Origin of the sequence: Dechloromonas sp. ZY10 (assembly GCF_041378895.1) — a bacterium.
Taxonomy (GTDB): domain Bacteria; phylum Pseudomonadota; class Gammaproteobacteria; order Burkholderiales; family Rhodocyclaceae; genus Azonexus; species Azonexus aquae.
The window spans coordinates 818,768-835,530 of the sequence record NZ_CP144212.1 but is presented as its reverse complement, the minus strand read 5'-3'; the positions used below and the strand labels follow the sequence as shown (position 1 = coordinate 835,530).

The window sequence follows — 16,763 nt, the reverse complement described above, 5'->3', positions numbered from 1 at the left end:
CTCAGACAGCGAATACGTGCTTGACCCGCAGGGTCGGGGCGCCGGCCTCGATCTGCAGCAAGCGGGCGATATTCGGGTGTTTCCCGGGATTGGCCCGTTCATCCTCGGTATGCTCGGCAAAAATCTCCAGGCCTTTCTTCGCGGCCTCGGCGTTGATCGAGCCATAAGTCTGGGCCAAGTGGTTGTACACCGCCAGCGAACCCTGGCTACCGGGCTTGTTCTCGATCGTCGCAGCGACATTGCCATCGGCATCGAGCAGGTTCAGTGCGGCAAGGTGCGAAATGCCAGGGAGTTTTTTCAGGTTTTCAGCAAAAGACATTTTTGGTAGTTAGCAGTTAGTGCTTAGAGTTGTTAGCAGGCGCTGTCGAGAGGACTTGGAAATCTGCGCAAGGGGGCCGTCATTTACCGGCAGCCGACAATCGGCCACCGGCAACATGCCGTTTACTTCCAGTCGCGTTTGGCACGGACCAGGCCGATGATCAGGCCGGTGGTGAAGGTGCCGATCGGTACCGTCAGCGCAATCGCCTTGATTCCGCGCTCGAGCTCGTAGAAACCGAGCATCACGGTCACCAGCGCCAAGCCGACGGCCAGTCCCAACGCCCCCCCCTTGAGCCCGCCATTGATGACCTGGCGGTCGCTGACCTTGCGCTCGCCAGTGCAATGCGGGCAGTAGATCGCGTCTTCAGGCACTTCCCGTCCGCATTGAGTACATTGCATGGCGAACGCTCCGGATCAGATCCGCTTGGCCAGCTCGGCGGCCTTGCCGGTGTAATCCCACGGCGTCAGCTTGAGCAGGGCTTCCTTGGCCTCGGCCGGGATGTCCAGCGTCTGCACGAAAGCCTGCATGCCCTCGCGGGAAACGCGGGTACCACGGGTCAGCTCCTTGAGCTTCTCGTACGGATTGGCGATGCCGTAGCGGCGCATCACGGTCTGGATCGGCTCGGCCAGCAGTTCCCAATTGGCGTCGAGGTCGGCCTGCATCAGGTCGGCATTGATTTCCAGCTTGCCCAGGCCCTTGAGCAGCGAGTCGTAACCGAGCAGGGTGTAGCCCAGGCCGACGCCCATGTTGCGGAGCACGGTGGAGTCGGTCAGGTCGCGCTGCCAGCGGGAAATCGGCAGCTTCTCGGCGAGGTGCTTCAAGACGGCGTTGGCCAGACCGAGGTTGCCTTCGGAGTTTTCGAAGTCAATCGGGTTGACCTTGTGCGGCATCGTGGACGAGCCGACTTCACCGGCCTTGACCTTCTGCTTGAAGAAACCGAGCGAGATATAGCCCCAGACATCGCGATCGAGGTCGATCAGGATGCTGTTGGCGCGGGCGAAGGCGTCGAACAGTTCGGCCAGCGCGTCGTGCGGCTCGATCTGGATGGTGTAGGGGTTGAAGGTCAGGCCGAGCGATTCGACGAAGCGCTTGGCGAAGCCTTCCCAGTCGTACCCCGGATAGGCCGACAGGTGGGCGTTGTAGTTACCGACCGCGCCGTTGATCTTGCCGAGCAGCTCAACGCCGGCGATGCGGGCACGGGCGCGCTGCAGGCGGTAGGCCACGTTGGCGAACTCCTTGCCCATGGTAGACGGCGTGGCCGGCTGGCCGTGCGTGCGGCTCATCATCGGCACGTCGGCGTGGGCGTGGGCCAGCTCGACCAGTTTGGCGATGACCTTGTCCAGCGTCGGGAGCATGCCCTGCTCGCGGGCATCCTTGCACATCAGGCCATGCGACAGGTTGTTGATGTCTTCGGAAGTACACGCAAAGTGGATGAACTCGCTGACCTTGGTCACTTCGGCGTTGGCCTTGGTCTTGTCCTTGATCCAGTATTCAAGGGCCTTGACGTCGTGGTTGGTAGTGGCCTCGATGGCCTTCACCTCGGCCGCCTGCTCCGGGCCAAAGCCTTTGACCAGCGCATCCAGTTCTGCCACGGTCGACGGCGAAAAAGCCGGAATTTCGGTGAAATGCGGCTCGGCAGCGAGTGCCTTCAGCCATTCGATCTCGACCTTGAGGCGGGCACGGATCAGGCCGAATTCGGAAAAATGTTCGCGCAACGCGTCGACTTTGCCGGCATAGCGGCCATCGAGCGGGGAAAGTGCGGTCAGGGGATTGCAGGTCATGGGAACGTCCTTTTCAACAAGACCTCAATTTTACCTGCCGCTTGATCCCGTGCGCTATACGCTATAATCGCCATTCTTCAATCCACGAGCATGCGATGAAGCTGATCGGCTCCCACACCAGTCCTTTTGTCCGCAAGGTCCGCATTGTCCTGGCCGAAAAAAAGATCGACGTCGAGTTCGAAATCGATTCGCCGTGGCTGGCCGAAAGCAAAGTACCCGACAGCAACCCGCTGGGCAAAATTCCGGTGCTGTTGCTGGACGACGGCACGCCGCTGTTCGACTCCCGGGTAATCGTCGAATACATCGACAACCTTTCGCCCAACAACAAGCTGTTTCCCGCCCCCAACCGTGAACGGACCGAGGTCAAGCGCTGGGAAGCCTTGGCCGACGGTATCTGCGAAGCTGCCGCCAGCATCGTGGTCGAACGCAAGCGCCCGGCCCACCAGCAAAGCGGCGACTGGATCCAGCGCCAGCAGGACAAAATCGACCGCAGCCTGGCCTTCATGAGCGAGCATCTCGGCGACAAGGCCTACTGCATGGGCAACCATATTTCGATGGCCGACATCGCGGCCGGCACGGCACTTGGCTATCTGGCCTTCCGCTTCCCCGCAATCGACTGGCCGACCCTCTACCCCAACCTCGAGCGCCTGGCCGGCAAACTGCAGCAGCGCCCGTCATTCGCCGAAACCCTGCCGCACGACTGACGCAGCCCCCCCCCCTGGGCGGACCACTTTCAAGAGGCGCTACGGCGCCTCTTGGCTTATCCGCGCAAACCGTCTTTGTCATACTCATTTGCGTTAGATCAAAACGCAAAACCAGGACGCTGGGCACAATTCGCGGATTTACATTCAATAAAATCAATTAACCATTCATAAATCCCGGAGGAGAAACATGTCCGATCGTCCGACATCGGTCGCGACCAGGCTCATCCTGGTCATGGCCACCGGCATCGCCCTGCTGCTTGGCAGCGCGGCTGCCGGTCTCTCACATTACCTCAGCACAAAACTGGAAGCCCGCGCCAATACCGCGTTGCAGACGGCGAATCAGCAAATCGTCGACATGATTGACGCCTACAACCAGGCGCTCAAGGGAGAAATCAGCCGTCTCAACCGGGTTTTCGCCAGCCACTACCCGGAAGCCTTCAGCCGTAACGACAGCGGCCAGTTGCTCCACGGCCAGCAGTTGATCGGCTTCGAGCAGACCGCGATCCCCGACCGTTTCACCCAGCTCACCGGTGCCTATGCAACTGTCCTGACCCGGCGCGGCGAAGATTTTGAACGGACCGCAACCTCGATCAAGGACGACAAGGGGCAGCGCGCCTCGGGCATCCCGCTGGGCCGCGAACACCCGGCGGTGGCCCGCCTGCTCAAGGGCGAAACCTATACCGGCAAGGCGCGCATGCTCGGCCGCGACGTGATGACGCATTACCAGCCGATCAAGGACGGCCAGGGCGAGGTCATTGGCGCCTTTTTCACCGGCATCGATTTTTCGGCGGGGCTGGCCGAACTGCGCAAGAAAGTCCTCTCGGTAAAGGTTGGCGCCACCGGCTACCCTTATGCCTTCGATGCCGGCAAGGACAAGGGGCTGCTGACCATGCACCCGAAAATCGAGGGCAAATCGCTGCTCGACATGAAAGGGGCACGCGGCGAGGAATTCGTCAAGGAAATGCTGGCCAGAAAGGACGGAATCATCCATTACTGGTGGCAAAACCCCGACGAAGCCCAGGCTCGCGAAAAAATCGTGATTTTCAACCACTACCCGGAGTGGAACTGGATCATCGCCTCAGGCAGTTATCTTGAAGAATTCAACGCCGAGAGCAAGGAGGCAATGTATCTGTTGCTCGGCAGCACCGGGCTGCTCATCCTGCTCATCGTCGGCACCCTGTGGTGGACGGTAAGGCGCTGGATTGCACAGCCACTCGATGCGGTCGTCCGCATCGCCAACGGCATCGCCGCCGGCGACTTCACCAACCGTATCGACAGCCGCAGCAACGACGAAATCGGCCGCCTGCTGCGGGCCTTTGCCGCGATGCAGGAAGAACTGCGGCGGCTGCTGCAACAAATCCGCGAGGCTGCCGACCAGGTCGCCGCCAACACCGAACAACTCAAGACCTCGGCCGGCGATGTCGCCAGCAGTTCGCACGAACAAAGCGATGCGATCACCAGCATGGCGGCATCGGTCGAGCAAATGAGTACCAGCATCATGTTGATTGCCGACAATGCCGGGCAAGCCGAACAGATTGCCCACGATTCGGTGGCCAAGGCCAGGGAAAGCACCGGCATCATCGACAACGCGGTAGCCGCGATGGCCAGAATCGCTGACACCGTGCGTGAAACCGCCACCACGGTCGAAACCCTGGGAACCCATTCGGAGTCGATTTCAAGCATTGCCGGGACTATCCGCGAAATTGCCGACCAGACCAACCTGCTCGCCCTCAACGCAGCCATCGAAGCAGCTCGCGCCGGCGAGCAAGGGCGCGGTTTTGCGGTCGTCGCTGACGAAGTGCGCAAGCTGGCGGAGCGTACCGCGCATTCCACCCATGAAATCACCGAACTGATCGGCGCCATCCAGAGCGGCACCCGTGCCGCCGTCAGCAAAATGAATCAGGGCGTGGCCGAGGTCGGCCAGGGAGTCGAACTGGCGGCCACCGCCACCGAGTCGATTCAGGCCATGCACGCCGGCGCCGAGACAGTCAGCCGGGCAGTTGCCGGGATCAACGATGCAATCCGCGAACAGAGCACCGCCAGTCACACCGTAGCCAACGGCGTCGAGCAGATTGCCGGCAAGGTCGAGCAAAACAGTACCGAGGCGCAGAATACGGCATCGGCCGCCGACAAGTTGCAGGAACTGGCCGGCCGCCTGCACGCCAACGTCGGACGCTTCCGGATTTAAGCCAGTAAAAAAGCACCAGATTCACGGTCGACCGTGAATCTGGTGCTTTTTTGTACCGCCGGCAGCCGCCGGGCTTAACGGATCACGCCGCCGCCAAGACAGACCCGGCTTTCGTAAACCACCACCGACTGCCCCGGAGTCAGCGCCCATTGCGGCTCGGCAAAGTGAATCTCACACTCGCCACCGCCGATCCGCTCGATTTCGCACGGCTGATCGGCAGTCCGGTAACGCGGTTTGGCGGTGTACACCCAGTGGGGATGCGGATCGCACCCGGCCACCCAGCTCAATTGCTCGGCAACCAGGGCCGAGCGCTGCAGCGCCGGATGATCGTGCCCCTGAACCACGTAAAGGACATTTTTTTCCATGTCCTTGCCAGCCACGAACCAGGCATCGTGATCGCCGCCACCGGGGCGCCCCTTCTCCTTGACTCCGCCGATATGCAAACCCTTGCGCTGACCAATGGTGTGATACATCAGACCGTCGTGCTCGCCCATCGGCTTGCCGTCGTCAAGGCGGCGGATTTCGCCTTTTTTCGGCGGCAGATAGCGGGCGAGAAAATCCTTGAACGGCCGCTCGCCGATGAAGCAGATGCCGGTCGAATCCTTCTTGGCGGCAACGTGCAAGCCCTCGGCTTCGGCGATCTTGCGCACCTCGCGTTTGTAGAGATCGGCCAGCGGAAACAGCGTTTTCGCCAGTTGAGCCTGGTTAAGGCGATAGAGGAAGTAGCTCTGGTCCTTGGTCCCGTCCTCGGCCTTGAGCAACTGGAACTCACCGTTAAACTCGCGCACGCCGGCGTAATGGCCGGTGGCGATCTTGTCGGCCCCCATCTTCAGCGCATGATCGAGGAAGGCCTTGAACTTGATCTCCGAATTGCACAGGATGTCCGGATTCGGCGTCCGCCCGGCCTGGTATTCGCGCAGGAATTCGGCGAACACCCGCTCGCGATACTCGGCAGCAAAATTGACCACCTCGACGTCGATCCCGATCCGGTCGGCAACGCTCATCACGTCGATCAGATCCTGGCGCGACGAGCAATACTCCTCGGTATCGTCGTCCTCCCAGTTCTTCATGAACAGGCCGACGACGTTCCAGCCCTGGCGCTTCAACAGCAAGGCCGCGACCGACGAATCGACGCCGCCCGACAAGCCCACCACCACCGTTCCTTTTTTACCCATTTTGTTGTCCGCTTCAGACATCGGGACCAGCCCCTTTCTTCCATTCCTCCAGCGGCAAAATCACCGCCGGCTCTCCATTATCCACAAACCAGCTATCGACCACATAGCGCTCCTCGCCGCCCACCGCCGCCAGCACTTCGATCTGCGCAGCCCAATGATTTTCCACCAGGCCCAGCCAGGCCCGGCTGACCGGAGGCAGCACCCGGTGGTAACGCAAGGCTCCGCGCCGCATCAGCAACTGCAGGAAGCGCGTGGTCGTCGTCGAGTGATCCAGGCAATCCATCCGCCCGGGCATACTGCCATCGGCAAAATTGCCGCCACGGTCGTTGCGAATCTCGGACTGTTCACCGGCCCAGCGATACAGGTCCCCCACCACTGCGGCTAATATTTCCCGCTCGCCAGCCGCATCCCGCGCCTGCGCCAGGCGCCCGGCGAGCAGCCGCAACCGCAACGACGAAAACACCACCTCATCCTGCGCCACGCAGCCGTAACCATGGCACACCGGCACCCATTCCTCGGCCGAGACCCCGGCCGACAAGGCCAGCAGCAGGAGCAGCGGCCACCTGCGCATCAGCCGTAATGCACCAACAGATCGAGTGGGTAGCGACGCCCGGCCAGCGCATCCTCAATGCAACGCAGGATCAGCGGGCTGCGATGCCGAGCCTGCGTCGCCCTCACCTCATCCAGCGTCAGCCAACGAGCAGCCACGATCCCGGCGTCGAGTTGCCGCTGCGGCTCATGCTGCAGCAGTTCGCCGCCGAAGGCGAAGCGCAGGTAAGTCACATCCTTGGCCGGGTGTTTCCAGTTGTAGATGCCGACCAGGTGGGTCGGCCGGAAGTGCCATGCGGTTTCTTCAAGCGCCTCGCGAACCACCGCGTCGATCAGGTTCTCACCTTCTTCCAGGTGGCCGGCCGGCTGATTGAAGGCCAAACCGGCATCGGTCTCCTCTTCGACCAGCAGGAATTTGCCATCCCGTTCGACGACGGCGGCAACGGTCACATTGGGTTTCCAGATCATCGGGGCATTCCGTAAAGCAAAGACGCTATTTTACCGGCGGACGCGGCTAAAAAACGGCGGGAAAATCAGCTAAAATGCCGCCCTTTCATGTGAGCTTTTCGGAGAATCGACCATGTCCATGTCGGATCGCGACGGATTCATTTGGCAGGATGGCAAACTCGTGCCCTGGCGCGAAGCCACCACCCATGTCCTCACCCACTCCCTGCACTACGGCATGGGCGTTTTCGAGGGCCTGCGCGCCTACAAAACCGAGCGTGGCACGGCGATTTTCCGCCTGGAAGACCACACCGACCGCCTGTTCAACTCGGCCCACATCTTCCAGATGCAGATGCCGTTCGACAAGGAAACGATCAACGAGGCGCACAAGGAAGTGATCCGCGCCAACAAGCTCGAATCCGGCTATATCCGCCCGATCGCTTTCTACGGCTCGGAGAAGCTCGGCGTCTCGCCGAAGGGCGCGAAAGTGCACATCGCCATCGCCGCCTGGCCGTGGGGTGCCTACCTCGGCGAGGAAGGCATGGAGCGCGGCATCCGCGTCAAGACCTCCAGCTTCACCCGTCACCACGTCAATATCTCGATGGTGCGCGCCAAGGCTTGCGGCCACTACATCAACTCGATCCTGGCCAACAACGAGGCAACCAACGACGGCTACGACGAAGCCATGCTGCTCGACCCGGAAGGCTACGTCGCCGAAGGCGCTGGCGAGAACCTGTTCATCGTCAAGAAAAACAAGCTGTATACCCCGGACCTCACCTCCTGCCTGGAAGGCATCACCCGCGCCACCGTGCTACAACTGGCCGACGAACTCGGCCTGCAGGTGCTGGAAAAGCGCATCACCCGTGACGAAGTGTACGCCGCCGACGAAGCCTTCTTCACCGGCACCGCCGCCGAAGTCACCCCGATCCGCGAACTCGACGGCCGCCAGATCGGCATCGGCCGTCGCGGTCCGGTCACCGCCCAGATCCAGGCCAAGTACTTCGACGTCGTCTACGGCCGCTCGGCCGAGCACGACAGCTGGCTGGCCTACGTCTAATCACCAGAATCAGGGAGCTAACCATGTCCGAGCAACGCACTGTCGAAGTCACTGCCCACGACCTGCCGCTACACTGCCCGCGCCCGAACGACCCGCTCTGGTGCCAGCACCCGCGCGTCTTCCTCGACGTGCTGCACACCGGCGAGACCGTCTGTCCGTACTGCGGCACCAAGTACGTGTTTACCGGCGAAAAGCCGAAGGGCGGGCATTGATTGCAGGATCAAGGATCAAGCGCGCAGGATCGCGCGGACGCCCCCCTCGATTCTGAATCCTTGCTCCTGAATCCGCATTCCCGATGAAAGCCCTCATCGTCGCCCCCTCCTGGATTGGCGACACGATCATGGCGCAGCCGCTGTTTGCGCGGCTGCACGCCCTGCACCCCGGCCTGACCCTGGACGCCCTGGCGCCCCAGTGGGTCGCCCCGGTGCTGCAGCGCATGGGCGACATCGCCAACGTCATCGACAACCCTTTCGGCCACGGCGCGCTCCGCCTTGCCGAGCGCTGGCAACTCGGGCGCCGGCTGGCCGCAGGCGGCTATGACGCCGCCTATGTCCTGCCCAACTCCCTCAAATCGGCACTGATCCCGGCCTTTGCCGGCATCCCGTTGCGCGTCGGCTTCACCGGCGAAGCCCGCTACGGTCTGCTCAACCGCCGTCACCACCTCGACAAGCAGGCCTTGCCGCTGATGGTCGAACGCTTCGCGCAACTCGCCGAGGCGCCGGGCGCCGCGCTGCCGCGCCCGGTTTCCGCCCCGCAACTACGGTCGACCGTGGTTGAACAGCAAAATACCCTGCAGCAACTGGGCATCGAGCGCCCGCAGCGGATCGCCGCCTTTTGCCCCGGCGCCGAGTACGGCCCGGCCAAGCGCTGGCCGGCCGAGCACTTTGCCGAACTGGCCCGCCGCCTGGCGGCCGACGGCTTCGCCATCTGGCTGTTCGGCTCCCCCAAAGACCACAGCATTGCCGATCAAATCGAGCACCTGGCCCCCGGCCTCTGTCGCAACCTGTGCGGCGCCACCACGCTGGCCCAGGCGATCGACCTGCTGGCGCTGGCCGAGCTGGTGGTCTGCAACGACTCCGGCCTGATGCACGTTGCCGCCGCGCTGAACCGGCCGCTGGTCGCGCTCTACGGCTCTTCGTCGCCAGGCTTCACGCCGCCGTTGACCCCGCGCGCGGAGGTTCTCAGCCTGCATCTCGATTGCAGCCCCTGCTTCAAGCGCGAATGCCCGCAGGGCCATCTCGACTGCCTGCGCCAGCTGACGCCGGAACAGGTCCATGCCGCCTGCCGCAACCGCCTGCAGAGTAGCGCACCGTGACCCGCCTGCACTACGCCACCCCCGACGAGGCCGAGCAAGCCTTCTACGAAGCGATTGCCGACAGCGATGCCGACCGGCTGCTGCTCTGCTGGTCGAACGACGACGAAACCGTCTGCGTTCATCCGACCGGCGTGCGCATCGAAGGCAACCCGGCGATCGGCGACAGTTGGCGGGCAATTTTCGCCAGCGCCCGGATTCGCATCGAGCGGGAAGCGCACAACCGCTGGCAAAGCGGCGTCCTCGCCATCCATCACCTGACCGAACGTCTTTATGTCGGCGACGACCCGACCCCGCACGGCCCGCTCTATGTCACCCATGTCTTCGCCCGTAGCGCCGACGGCTGGCACCTGATCTGCCGCCACGCCTCGGCCGCCGACGACGCGCATCAGGCGATGGCCGAGGCCCGGCCACACACCCTGCATTGAAACCCGCGTTATCGTTCCCTGCCTACCGGGCGCCGCGCTGGCTGCCGGACGGCCACAGCCAGACACTGTGGCCGCTGCTGATCAAACCGCGCCCACTGCCCTTGCGGCGCGAACGCTGGCCGACCCCGGATGGCGACTTCATCGATGTAGACTGGCTCGACGGCCCGCGCGACGCACCGCTGCTGGTGCTGTTTCACGGACTGGAAGGCAGTTCGCGCAGCCATTACGCCATCGCCACCGCCCGCGCCTGCCGGCAACAAGGCTGGCGCCTGGCTCTGCCGCATTTTCGTGGCTGCTCGGGCGAACTCAACCAGCGCCCGCGCGCCTACCACTCGGGCGACTCGGCTGAAATCGACTGGATCCTGCGCCGCCTGCAAACCTTGAACGCTAATCGTCCAGTACACGCCGCCGGCGTCTCGCTCGGTGGCAACGCCCTGCTCAAATGGGCTGGCGAGCAAGGTCCCGCTGCCCCGGCACGAGTCACCGGGGTAGTCGCCTTCTGCCCACCGCTCGACCTCGCCGCCTGCGGGCACGCGCTGGCCTGCGGCTTCAACCGGATTTACACCCGCCACTTCCTGCACACCCTGAAGCAGACTTCCGCCCGCCGCCTGCAGCACTTCCCGGATCTCTTCGACCGCCAGCGGATGCTGCGCGCCACCACCCTGTGGCAGTTCGACGATGCGGTCACTGGGCCGGTACACGGATTTTCCGGGGCCGACGATTACTGGCAACAAAGCTCGGCCAAACCCTGGCTGCGCCAGATCGCTGTGCCGACACTCACGGTCAACCCGAAAAACGACCCGTTTTTGCCAGCCGACGCGCTGCCCACCGCCGCCGAGGTCAGTCCGCTGGTCCGCCTCGAACAACCGGCCAGCGGCGGTCACGTCGGTTTCGTCGGCGGCAGTTTTCCCGGTCGCCTGGACTGGCTGCCGCAAAGACTCTTACACTTCTTTCTTCACGAAACGTCATAGAACGAGCCCCTCATGAGCCAGACTGCATCCTCCCTGCCCGCCGAAATTTTCAAGGCCTACGACATTCGCGGCATCGTCGATAAATCCCTGACCGCCGATGTGGTTCGCCAGATCGGCCAGGCACTGGGCTCGCTCGCCGCCGAACAGGGGCAAAGCGCGATTGCCGTCGGCCGCGATGGCCGCCTCTCCGGCTCGGAACTGGCCGGCGCACTGATGGACGGCATCTGCGCCGCCGGGATCGACGCCATCGACATCGGCTGCGTGCCGACCCCGCTCACCTACTTCGCGGCCTACGAACTCGGCTGCCACTCCTGTGTCTCGGTCACCGGCAGCCACAATCCGCCCGACTACAACGGCCTGAAGATGGTGATCGGCGGTACCACGCTGGCCCTCGATGCGATCCAGCAACTCAAGCGGCGGATTGAAGCCGGCGACCTCAAGCAGGGCCAGGGGCAGCGCCGCAGCGCCGAGGTCAAGACCGCCTACATCGACAAGATCGTCGGCGACATCAAGCTCGCCCGGCCGCTGAAGATCGTCATGGACTGCGGCAACGGCGTCGCCGGCGCGGTCGCTCCGGAACTGTTCGCTCGCCTGGGCTGCGAGGTCGTGCCGCTCTACTGCGAAGTCGATGGCAACTTCCCCAACCACCACCCGGACCCGTCGAAGCCGGAAAACCTGGCCGACGTGATCCGCTGCCTGCGCGAAACCGACGCTGAAATCGGCATCGCCTTCGACGGCGACGGCGACCGCCTCGGCGTCGTCACCAAAGATGGCGAAATCATCTACCCCGACCGCCAGCTGATGCTGTTCGCCGCCGACGTGCTCTCCCGCGTCCCCGGCGGCACAATCATTTACGACGTCAAATGCACCCGGCTCCTCGCCGACTGGATCCGCCAGCACGGCGGCCAGCCGCTGATGTGGAACACCGGCCACGCCCTGGTCAAGGCCAAGCTCAAGGAAACCGGCGCCCCGCTGGCCGGGGAAATGTCCGGCCACACCTTCTTCAAGGAACGCTGGTACGGCTTCGACGACGGCTTGTACACCGGCGCCCGCCTGCTCGAAATCCTAGCCCGTGCCGCCGATGCCAATCCGGTCCTGAAAAGCCTGCCGAATTCGCCGTCGACCCCGGAAATCAACATCAAGATGGCTGAAGGCGAGCCCTTCGCGCTGATCGACAAGCTCAAGGCCGAAGCCGAATTTGCCGGGGCCAGCGAAGTCATCACCATTGATGGTTTGCGCGTAGAATATGCCGACGGTTTTGGCCTGGCCCGCCCCTCGAACACCACGCCGGTCGTGGTCTTGCGGTTCGAGGCGGACAATGCGGAGGCACTGGCGCGCATCCAGAATGCGTTCCGCGCCGCACTGACCGCCGTCTGGCCCGGGATCACCCTGCCTTTCTGAGCAACGGACAGACGCTCGCGGCTCCGGAACCATCCGGAGCCGTGCATTTTCTAGTTGGGAGAACATTTCGTGAGCAACGCGGCAAACCTTTACCTCGGACGCCAGCCGATTCTGGATGAACACCAGAAAATCGTCGCTTACGAGTTGCTGTTCCGCAATGGCGAGGGCAATGCTGCGAGTTTCGCCGACGGCGAAATGGCCACCGCAACCGTCATTGCCAATGCTTTCACCGAACTGGGCGTCGCCGGCGCGCTGGGCAGTTGCCGGGGCTTCATCAACGTTGATGAGAAATTCCTGTTCAGCGACATGCTGGAGCTGTTACCGCACGAGAACGTGGTGCTCGAAATCCTCGAAACCGTGCCGCACACCCCGGCGGTGATCGAACGCTGCCAGGCCTTGCATGCCGCCGGCTTTGCGCTGGCGCTCGACGACGTGGTCGATAGCGACTGCCCGGCCGAACTGATGCAGCTGATCGAAGTGATCAAGGTCGACCTGCCGCCGCTCTCCGAACCGCAACTACGCGACCTGTGCAGCCGCCTGCGGCCACTCGGCAAGCGCCTGCTCGCCGAAAAGGTCGATACCCGCGAGCAGATGGAGCTCTGCCGCGAACTCGGCTTCACCCTGTTCCAGGGCTACTACTTTGCCAAGCCGACGATCATTGCCGGCAAGAAGCTGTCGCACAACCAGGTCACGCTGATGCGACTGATGACCCTGCTGCTCAACGATGCCGACAACGGCGATCTTGAAGCTGTGCTCAAGCCCGAGCCGGGACTCACGGTCAACCTGCTCAAGATGACCAATTCGGTCGGTGCCGGACTCAGCTTCCGCGTCACCTCGCTGCGCCACGCGATCACCATTCTCGGCCGACGCCAGCTGCAGCGCTGGCTGCAACTGCTGATGTTCACCGCCAGTGACAGCCACGGCGTCGGCAATCCGCTACTGCTGCTGGCCGCCACCCGCGGCCGGCTGATGGAAATCCTGGCCAACGAAATTCCTGGCGGCGGCCACGGGCTCAGCGACGATGCCTTCATGACCGGGATCATGTCACTGATGCCGGCGGTGATTGGCCAGCCGATTGAGGAAATTGTCGCCCCCCTGCCACTCACCGCCAGCGTCCGCGATGCGCTGTGCGGCGGCAGCGGCCTGCTCGGCAATCTGCTGCGCCTGGCCGAAAGCTGCGAATTCGAGGATTTCCCGGTCCAGGCGGAGTGGCTGTCCAAGCTGCCCGGCCTCTGCCCGGCCACCCTCAGCCGCGCCCAGACCAGCGCCCTGCAATGGGCCGGTGACATCATCCGCGAACAAGGGCTGTAAAACCAACGGTCACAATTGCTGACCACAGACGTACACGCAGCGGCCCGGACTCAGGCACAATCGGGCCCTCACCTTTTGCTTTCCGACTCCCATGCCGCAAGCCCTGACCAAACTCATTGCGCCGCTTCTCAGCCTGATCATCCTGCTCGCGCTGCTTACCGTTTCGGTCGTCGCCCTGCCCTTCGTGCTGCTTTTTGCCGTCGCCGCCGGCGGCTGGTTCTGGTGGAAAACCCGCCAGATGCGCCGCCAGCTGCAAGATGCCCTGGCCGCAGCCCAGACCGCCGGCCCCGGCCACAGCGGTGAAACCACCGCCGCTGGCCAGATCATCGACGGCGAATGCATCCGCGAACCGGGCGCGCAGGAATATCTGCCCCGCCAGCCCTGAACCCTTGGCCGCTGCTGCACGGCCCTGAATTAAAAAAGGCTTTTTCCGGTCGTCGACCGTGAAAAAGCCTTTTGCCTTGAGGCCCCGCCGACCGGCGGGGCGAGACCTGCAGCCGCTTACAGCTTGCCAGCCACCCAGGCCGACACCGACGCCAGCGCCGCCGGCAGGTTTTCCGGCTGGGTCCCGCCGGCTTGCGCCATGTCGGGACGCCCACCGCCCTTGCCGCCAACCTGCTGAGCTACCAGATTGACCAGTTCGCCGGCCTTGACCTTAGCGGTCAGGTCGGCGGTCACCCCGGCGATCAGCGTCACCTTGCCGTCGGCGACCGAGGCCAGCACGATCGCCGCCGACTTCAGCTTGTCCTTGAGCTTGTCCATGGTTTCGCGCAGCGCGGTCACGTCGGCGCCATCCAGCGTTGCCACCAGCACCTTGGCTCCTTGCACCTCCACCGCCTGAGCGGCCAGGTCGTCGCCCTGGGAAGCGGCCAGCTTCGACTTCAGGCGGGCGAGTTCCTTTTCCAGGTTGCGCACATTGTCGAGAATCCCGACCACGCGCTCGGCGATTTCATCGGGGTGGGTCTTGAGCAGGGCCGAAATCCCATTGACCCGGGTCTGCTGTTCCTGCACATAGGCCAACGCATTGGTCCCGGTGATCGCCTCAACCCGACGCACGCCGGCAGCGACGCCAGCTTCGGACACGATCTTGAACAGACCGATGTCGCCGGTACGGGCGATATGCGTCCCACCGCAAAGTTCCTTGGACGAGCCGATCGCCACGACACGGACTTCGTCGCCATACTTCTCGCCGAAGAGCATCATCGCGCCGGATTTCTGGGCATCCTCGATGCCCATCACGCGGCTGTCGGTAGCGGCATTGGCGAGGATTTCGTTATTGACGATTTCCTCGACTTCGCGGATTTCCTCGGCGCTCATCGGCTGGGTGTGGACGAAGTCGAAGCGGGTCTTGCCGTCATCGACCTGCGAGCCTTTCTGCTGCACGTGGTGGCCGAGCACTTCGCGCAGGGCCTTGTGCATCAGGTGGGTGACCGAGTGATTGCGGGCAGTCGCGGCCCGGGCCACGGCATCGACCCGGGCGGCCACTTCCTGGCCGACCGCCAGCTTGCCGGTCTTGAGTACACCGTGGTGACCGAAGACGGCAGCCTGAATCTTCAGCGTGTCTTCGACGGCGAAGATGCCGCCACCACCCTTGAGCTCACCGCGGTCGCCGCACTGGCCGCCGGATTCGGCGTAGAACGGGGTGTGATCGAGCACGACCACGCCGAGATCGCCTTCATGCAATTCGCTAACGGCAGCGCCATCCTTGTACAAAGCCAGCACCTTGCCCTTGGCTTCGAGCGACTCGTAGCCGTGGAAAGTGGTTTCCTGGCCGGCGTATTCGAGGTTGGCGGCCATCTTGAACTTGCCGGCAGCGCGCGCCTGTTCCTTCTGGCGGGCCATCGCCGCGTCGAAGGCGGCGCCATCAACGGTCACGCTGCGTTCGCGGCAGATGTCGGCGGTCAGGTCGAGCGGGAAGCCGTAAGTATCGTGCAGCTTGAACGCGGTCTCGCCGTTGAAGACGGTGGCGCCCTTGGCGGCCATCGCCGCCAGTTCGCCTTCGAGGATTTCCATGCCGTTCTCGATGGTCGCGAAGAAGCGGTCTTCTTCCTGCTTCAGCGTGGCAACGATCTTGGCCTGATTTTCCTTCAGTTCGGGATAGGCTTCGCCCATCTCGGCGACCAGATCGGGCACGATCTTGTGGAAGAAGGCGGCGCGGGCGCCGAGCTTGTAGCCATGGCGGATGGCGCGGCGGATGATGCGGCGCAGCACATAGCCACGGCCTTCGTTACCCGGAATCACGCCATCGGCAAGCAGGAAGGAACAGGCGCGGATGTGGTCGGCCAGCACTTTCAGCGACGGGCTGTTCATGTCGGCGTCGGAGGTTTCACGCGCGGCGGCGGCGATCAGCTTCTGGAAGAGATCGATCTCGTAGTTGGCATGCACGTGCTGCAGCACGGCGGAAATCCGCTCCAGACCCATGCCAGTATCGACCGAGGGCTTGGGCAGCGGATGCATCACCCCGGCCTCGTCGCGGTTGAACTGCATGAAGACGTTGTTCCAGATTTCGATGAAGCGGTCGCCGTCTTCTTCCGGCGATCCCGGAGGGCCGCCCCAGATATGGTCGCCGTGATCGTAGAAAATTTCGGTGCACGGACCGCAAGGGCCGGTGTCGCCCATCATCCAGAAATTGTCGGAAGCGTAACGGGCGCCCTTATTGTCGCCGATGCGCACGATCTTCTCGGCCGGCACGCCGACTTCCTTGTGCCAGATGTCGTAAGCCTCATCGTCCTCGGCATAGACCGTAACCATCAGGCGGTCCTTGGGCAGCTTGTAAACTTCGGTCAGCAGTTCCCAGGCGTACTTGATCGCATCGCGCTTGAAATAGTCGCCAAAGCTGAAATTGCCCAGCATTTCGAAGAAGGTGTGGTGACGCGCGGTGTAACCGACGTTTTCCAGATCGTTGTGCTTGCCGCCGGCGCGCACGCATTTCTGCGAGGTAGTGGCGCGGGTGTAGGGACGCTTGTCGAACCCGAGGAAGACGTCCTTGAACTGGTTCATCCCGGCGTTGGTAAACAGCAGCGTCGGATCGTCGTGCGGCACCAGTGACGAGGAAGCCACGATCTGGTGGCCCTTGGCGGCAAAGAAGTCGAGGAATTTCTGGCGGATTTCAGAGCTTTTCAT

17 protein-coding genes are annotated in these 16,763 nt (G+C 63.2%); 10 read left to right on the top strand and 7 right to left on the bottom strand.

Going from position 1 to position 16,763, the window contains the following annotated elements; genetic code table 11:
* Window position 1: 1 nt before the first annotated feature.
* The 3 genes from VX159_RS03810 to purB form a co-directional block, all read right to left on the bottom strand.
* On the bottom strand, window positions 2–319 hold the full coding sequence (locus VX159_RS03810) for a DUF2322 family protein (protein ID WP_371324665.1): 318 nt from the start codon (window positions 317–319) through the stop codon (window positions 2–4).
* 122 nt (window positions 320–441) lie between these two features.
* On the bottom strand, window positions 442–717 hold the full coding sequence (locus tag VX159_RS03805) for a hypothetical protein (RefSeq protein WP_371324664.1): 276 nt from the start codon (window positions 715–717) through the stop codon (window positions 442–444).
* Window positions 718–732: 15 nt separating this feature from the next.
* A complete protein-coding gene (gene purB / locus VX159_RS03800) occupies window positions 733–2,100 on the bottom strand; it encodes an adenylosuccinate lyase (RefSeq protein ID WP_371324663.1) in 1,368 nt (455 codons plus the stop codon).
* A 95-nt stretch (window positions 2,101–2,195) separates the two neighbouring features.
* Here purB and VX159_RS03795 point away from each other — a divergent pair, with 95 nt between their 5' ends.
* Both VX159_RS03795 and VX159_RS03790 read left to right on the top strand, forming a co-directional pair.
* A complete protein-coding gene (locus tag VX159_RS03795) occupies window positions 2,196–2,804 on the top strand; it encodes a glutathione S-transferase (RefSeq protein WP_371324662.1) in 609 nt (202 codons plus the stop codon).
* Window positions 2,805–2,991: 187 nt separating this feature from the next.
* Entirely contained in the window at window positions 2,992–4,992 is a 2,001-nt protein-coding gene (locus VX159_RS03790) for a methyl-accepting chemotaxis protein (RefSeq protein ID WP_371324661.1), read from the top strand.
* 74 nt (window positions 4,993–5,066) lie between these two features.
* On the opposite strand, the gene mnmA is transcribed toward VX159_RS03790, so the two are convergent.
* The 3 genes from mnmA to VX159_RS03775 are packed head-to-tail and all read right to left on the bottom strand — an operon-like array spanning window position 5,067 to window position 7,184.
* Window positions 5,067–6,167: a tRNA 2-thiouridine(34) synthase MnmA gene (mnmA, locus tag VX159_RS03785; RefSeq protein WP_371324660.1), complete on the bottom strand. Its 1,101-nt coding sequence runs from the start codon at window positions 6,165–6,167 to the stop codon at window positions 5,067–5,069.
* 13 nt (window positions 6,168–6,180) lie between these two features.
* The gene (locus VX159_RS03780; RefSeq protein WP_371324659.1) at window positions 6,181–6,738 is read right to left on the bottom strand and encodes a hypothetical protein; all 558 of its coding nucleotides are present in this window, start codon (window positions 6,736–6,738) and stop codon (window positions 6,181–6,183) included.
* Complete coding sequence (locus VX159_RS03775; RefSeq protein ID WP_371324658.1) at window positions 6,738–7,184, bottom strand: NUDIX hydrolase; 447 nt, start codon at window positions 7,182–7,184, stop codon at window positions 6,738–6,740. Before VX159_RS03775 ends, VX159_RS03780 begins: the two co-directional genes overlap by 1 nt.
* Before the next feature lie 112 nt (window positions 7,185–7,296).
* Here VX159_RS03775 and VX159_RS03770 point away from each other — a divergent pair, with 112 nt between their 5' ends.
* The 8 genes from VX159_RS03770 to VX159_RS03735 all read left to right on the top strand — a co-directional run bounded on the left by VX159_RS03770 (window position 7,297) and on the right by VX159_RS03735 (window position 14,025).
* Window positions 7,297–8,217 carry a branched-chain amino acid transaminase gene (locus VX159_RS03770; RefSeq protein WP_371324657.1) on the top strand — a complete coding sequence of 307 codons (921 nt, stop codon included), beginning with the start codon at window positions 7,297–7,299 and terminating at the stop codon, window positions 8,215–8,217.
* 23 nt (window positions 8,218–8,240) lie between these two features.
* Window positions 8,241–8,429 carry a zinc-finger domain-containing protein gene (locus tag VX159_RS03765; protein WP_371324656.1) on the top strand — a complete coding sequence of 63 codons (189 nt, stop codon included), beginning with the start codon at window positions 8,241–8,243 and terminating at the stop codon, window positions 8,427–8,429.
* 83 nt (window positions 8,430–8,512) lie between these two features.
* Entirely contained in the window at window positions 8,513–9,532 is a 1,020-nt protein-coding gene (waaF, locus tag VX159_RS03760; protein WP_371324655.1) for a lipopolysaccharide heptosyltransferase II, read from the top strand.
* Window positions 9,529–9,957: a nuclear transport factor 2 family protein gene (locus VX159_RS03755; RefSeq protein WP_371324654.1), complete on the top strand. Its 429-nt coding sequence runs from the start codon at window positions 9,529–9,531 to the stop codon at window positions 9,955–9,957. Before waaF ends, VX159_RS03755 begins: the two co-directional genes overlap by 4 nt.
* On the top strand, window positions 9,954–10,928 hold the full coding sequence (locus VX159_RS03750; protein WP_371324653.1) for a YheT family hydrolase: 975 nt from the start codon (window positions 9,954–9,956) through the stop codon (window positions 10,926–10,928). The genes VX159_RS03755 and VX159_RS03750 overlap by 4 nt, the downstream gene beginning before the upstream one ends.
* Window positions 10,929–10,940: 12 nt before the next feature.
* On the top strand, window positions 10,941–12,329 hold the full coding sequence (locus VX159_RS03745; RefSeq protein ID WP_371324652.1) for a phosphomannomutase/phosphoglucomutase: 1,389 nt from the start codon (window positions 10,941–10,943) through the stop codon (window positions 12,327–12,329).
* Window positions 12,330–12,398: 69 nt separating this feature from the next.
* Window positions 12,399–13,640, top strand: a complete 1,242-nt coding sequence (locus VX159_RS03740) for an EAL and HDOD domain-containing protein (protein WP_371324651.1) — start codon at window positions 12,399–12,401, stop codon at window positions 13,638–13,640.
* A gap of 91 nt (window positions 13,641–13,731) precedes the next feature.
* The gene (locus VX159_RS03735) at window positions 13,732–14,025 is read left to right on the top strand and encodes a hypothetical protein (RefSeq protein ID WP_371324650.1); all 294 of its coding nucleotides are present in this window, start codon (window positions 13,732–13,734) and stop codon (window positions 14,023–14,025) included.
* A 116-nt stretch (window positions 14,026–14,141) separates the two neighbouring features.
* Here VX159_RS03735 and alaS read toward each other — a convergent pair whose 3' ends face one another.
* The gene (gene alaS, locus VX159_RS03730) at window positions 14,142–16,763 is read right to left on the bottom strand and encodes an alanine--tRNA ligase (protein WP_371324649.1); all 2,622 of its coding nucleotides are present in this window, start codon (window positions 16,761–16,763) and stop codon (window positions 14,142–14,144) included.

What these genes read in the sequence shown, in the direction of transcription:
- VX159_RS03775 (WP_371324658.1), bottom strand. Translation starts at nt 7,184, where the DNA reads ATGATCTGGAAACCCAATGTGACCGTTGCCGCCGTCGTCGAACGGGAT.
- VX159_RS03790 (WP_371324661.1), top strand. Translation starts at nt 2,992, where the DNA reads ATGTCCGATCGTCCGACATCGGTCGCGACCAGGCTCATCCTGGTCATG.
- waaF (WP_371324655.1), top strand. Translation starts at nt 8,513, where the DNA reads ATGAAAGCCCTCATCGTCGCCCCCTCCTGGATTGGCGACACGATCATG.
- purB (WP_371324663.1), bottom strand. Translation starts at nt 2,100, where the DNA reads ATGACCTGCAATCCCCTGACCGCACTTTCCCCGCTCGATGGCCGCTAT.
- alaS (WP_371324649.1), bottom strand. Translation starts at nt 16,763, where the DNA reads ATGAAAAGCTCTGAAATCCGCCAGAAATTCCTCGACTTCTTTGCCGCC.
- VX159_RS03770 (WP_371324657.1), top strand. Translation starts at nt 7,297, where the DNA reads ATGTCCATGTCGGATCGCGACGGATTCATTTGGCAGGATGGCAAACTC.
- VX159_RS03805 (WP_371324664.1), bottom strand. Translation starts at nt 717, where the DNA reads ATGCAATGTACTCAATGCGGACGGGAAGTGCCTGAAGACGCGATCTAC.
- VX159_RS03780 (WP_371324659.1), bottom strand. Translation starts at nt 6,738, where the DNA reads ATGCGCAGGTGGCCGCTGCTCCTGCTGCTGGCCTTGTCGGCCGGGGTC.
- mnmA (WP_371324660.1), bottom strand. Translation starts at nt 6,167, where the DNA reads ATGGGTAAAAAAGGAACGGTGGTGGTGGGCTTGTCGGGCGGCGTCGAT.
- VX159_RS03745 (WP_371324652.1), top strand. Translation starts at nt 10,941, where the DNA reads ATGAGCCAGACTGCATCCTCCCTGCCCGCCGAAATTTTCAAGGCCTAC.
- VX159_RS03810 (WP_371324665.1), bottom strand. Translation starts at nt 319, where the DNA reads ATGTCTTTTGCTGAAAACCTGAAAAAACTCCCTGGCATTTCGCACCTT.
- VX159_RS03765 (WP_371324656.1), top strand. Translation starts at nt 8,241, where the DNA reads ATGTCCGAGCAACGCACTGTCGAAGTCACTGCCCACGACCTGCCGCTA.
- VX159_RS03795 (WP_371324662.1), top strand. Translation starts at nt 2,196, where the DNA reads ATGAAGCTGATCGGCTCCCACACCAGTCCTTTTGTCCGCAAGGTCCGC.
- VX159_RS03735 (WP_371324650.1), top strand. Translation starts at nt 13,732, where the DNA reads ATGCCGCAAGCCCTGACCAAACTCATTGCGCCGCTTCTCAGCCTGATC.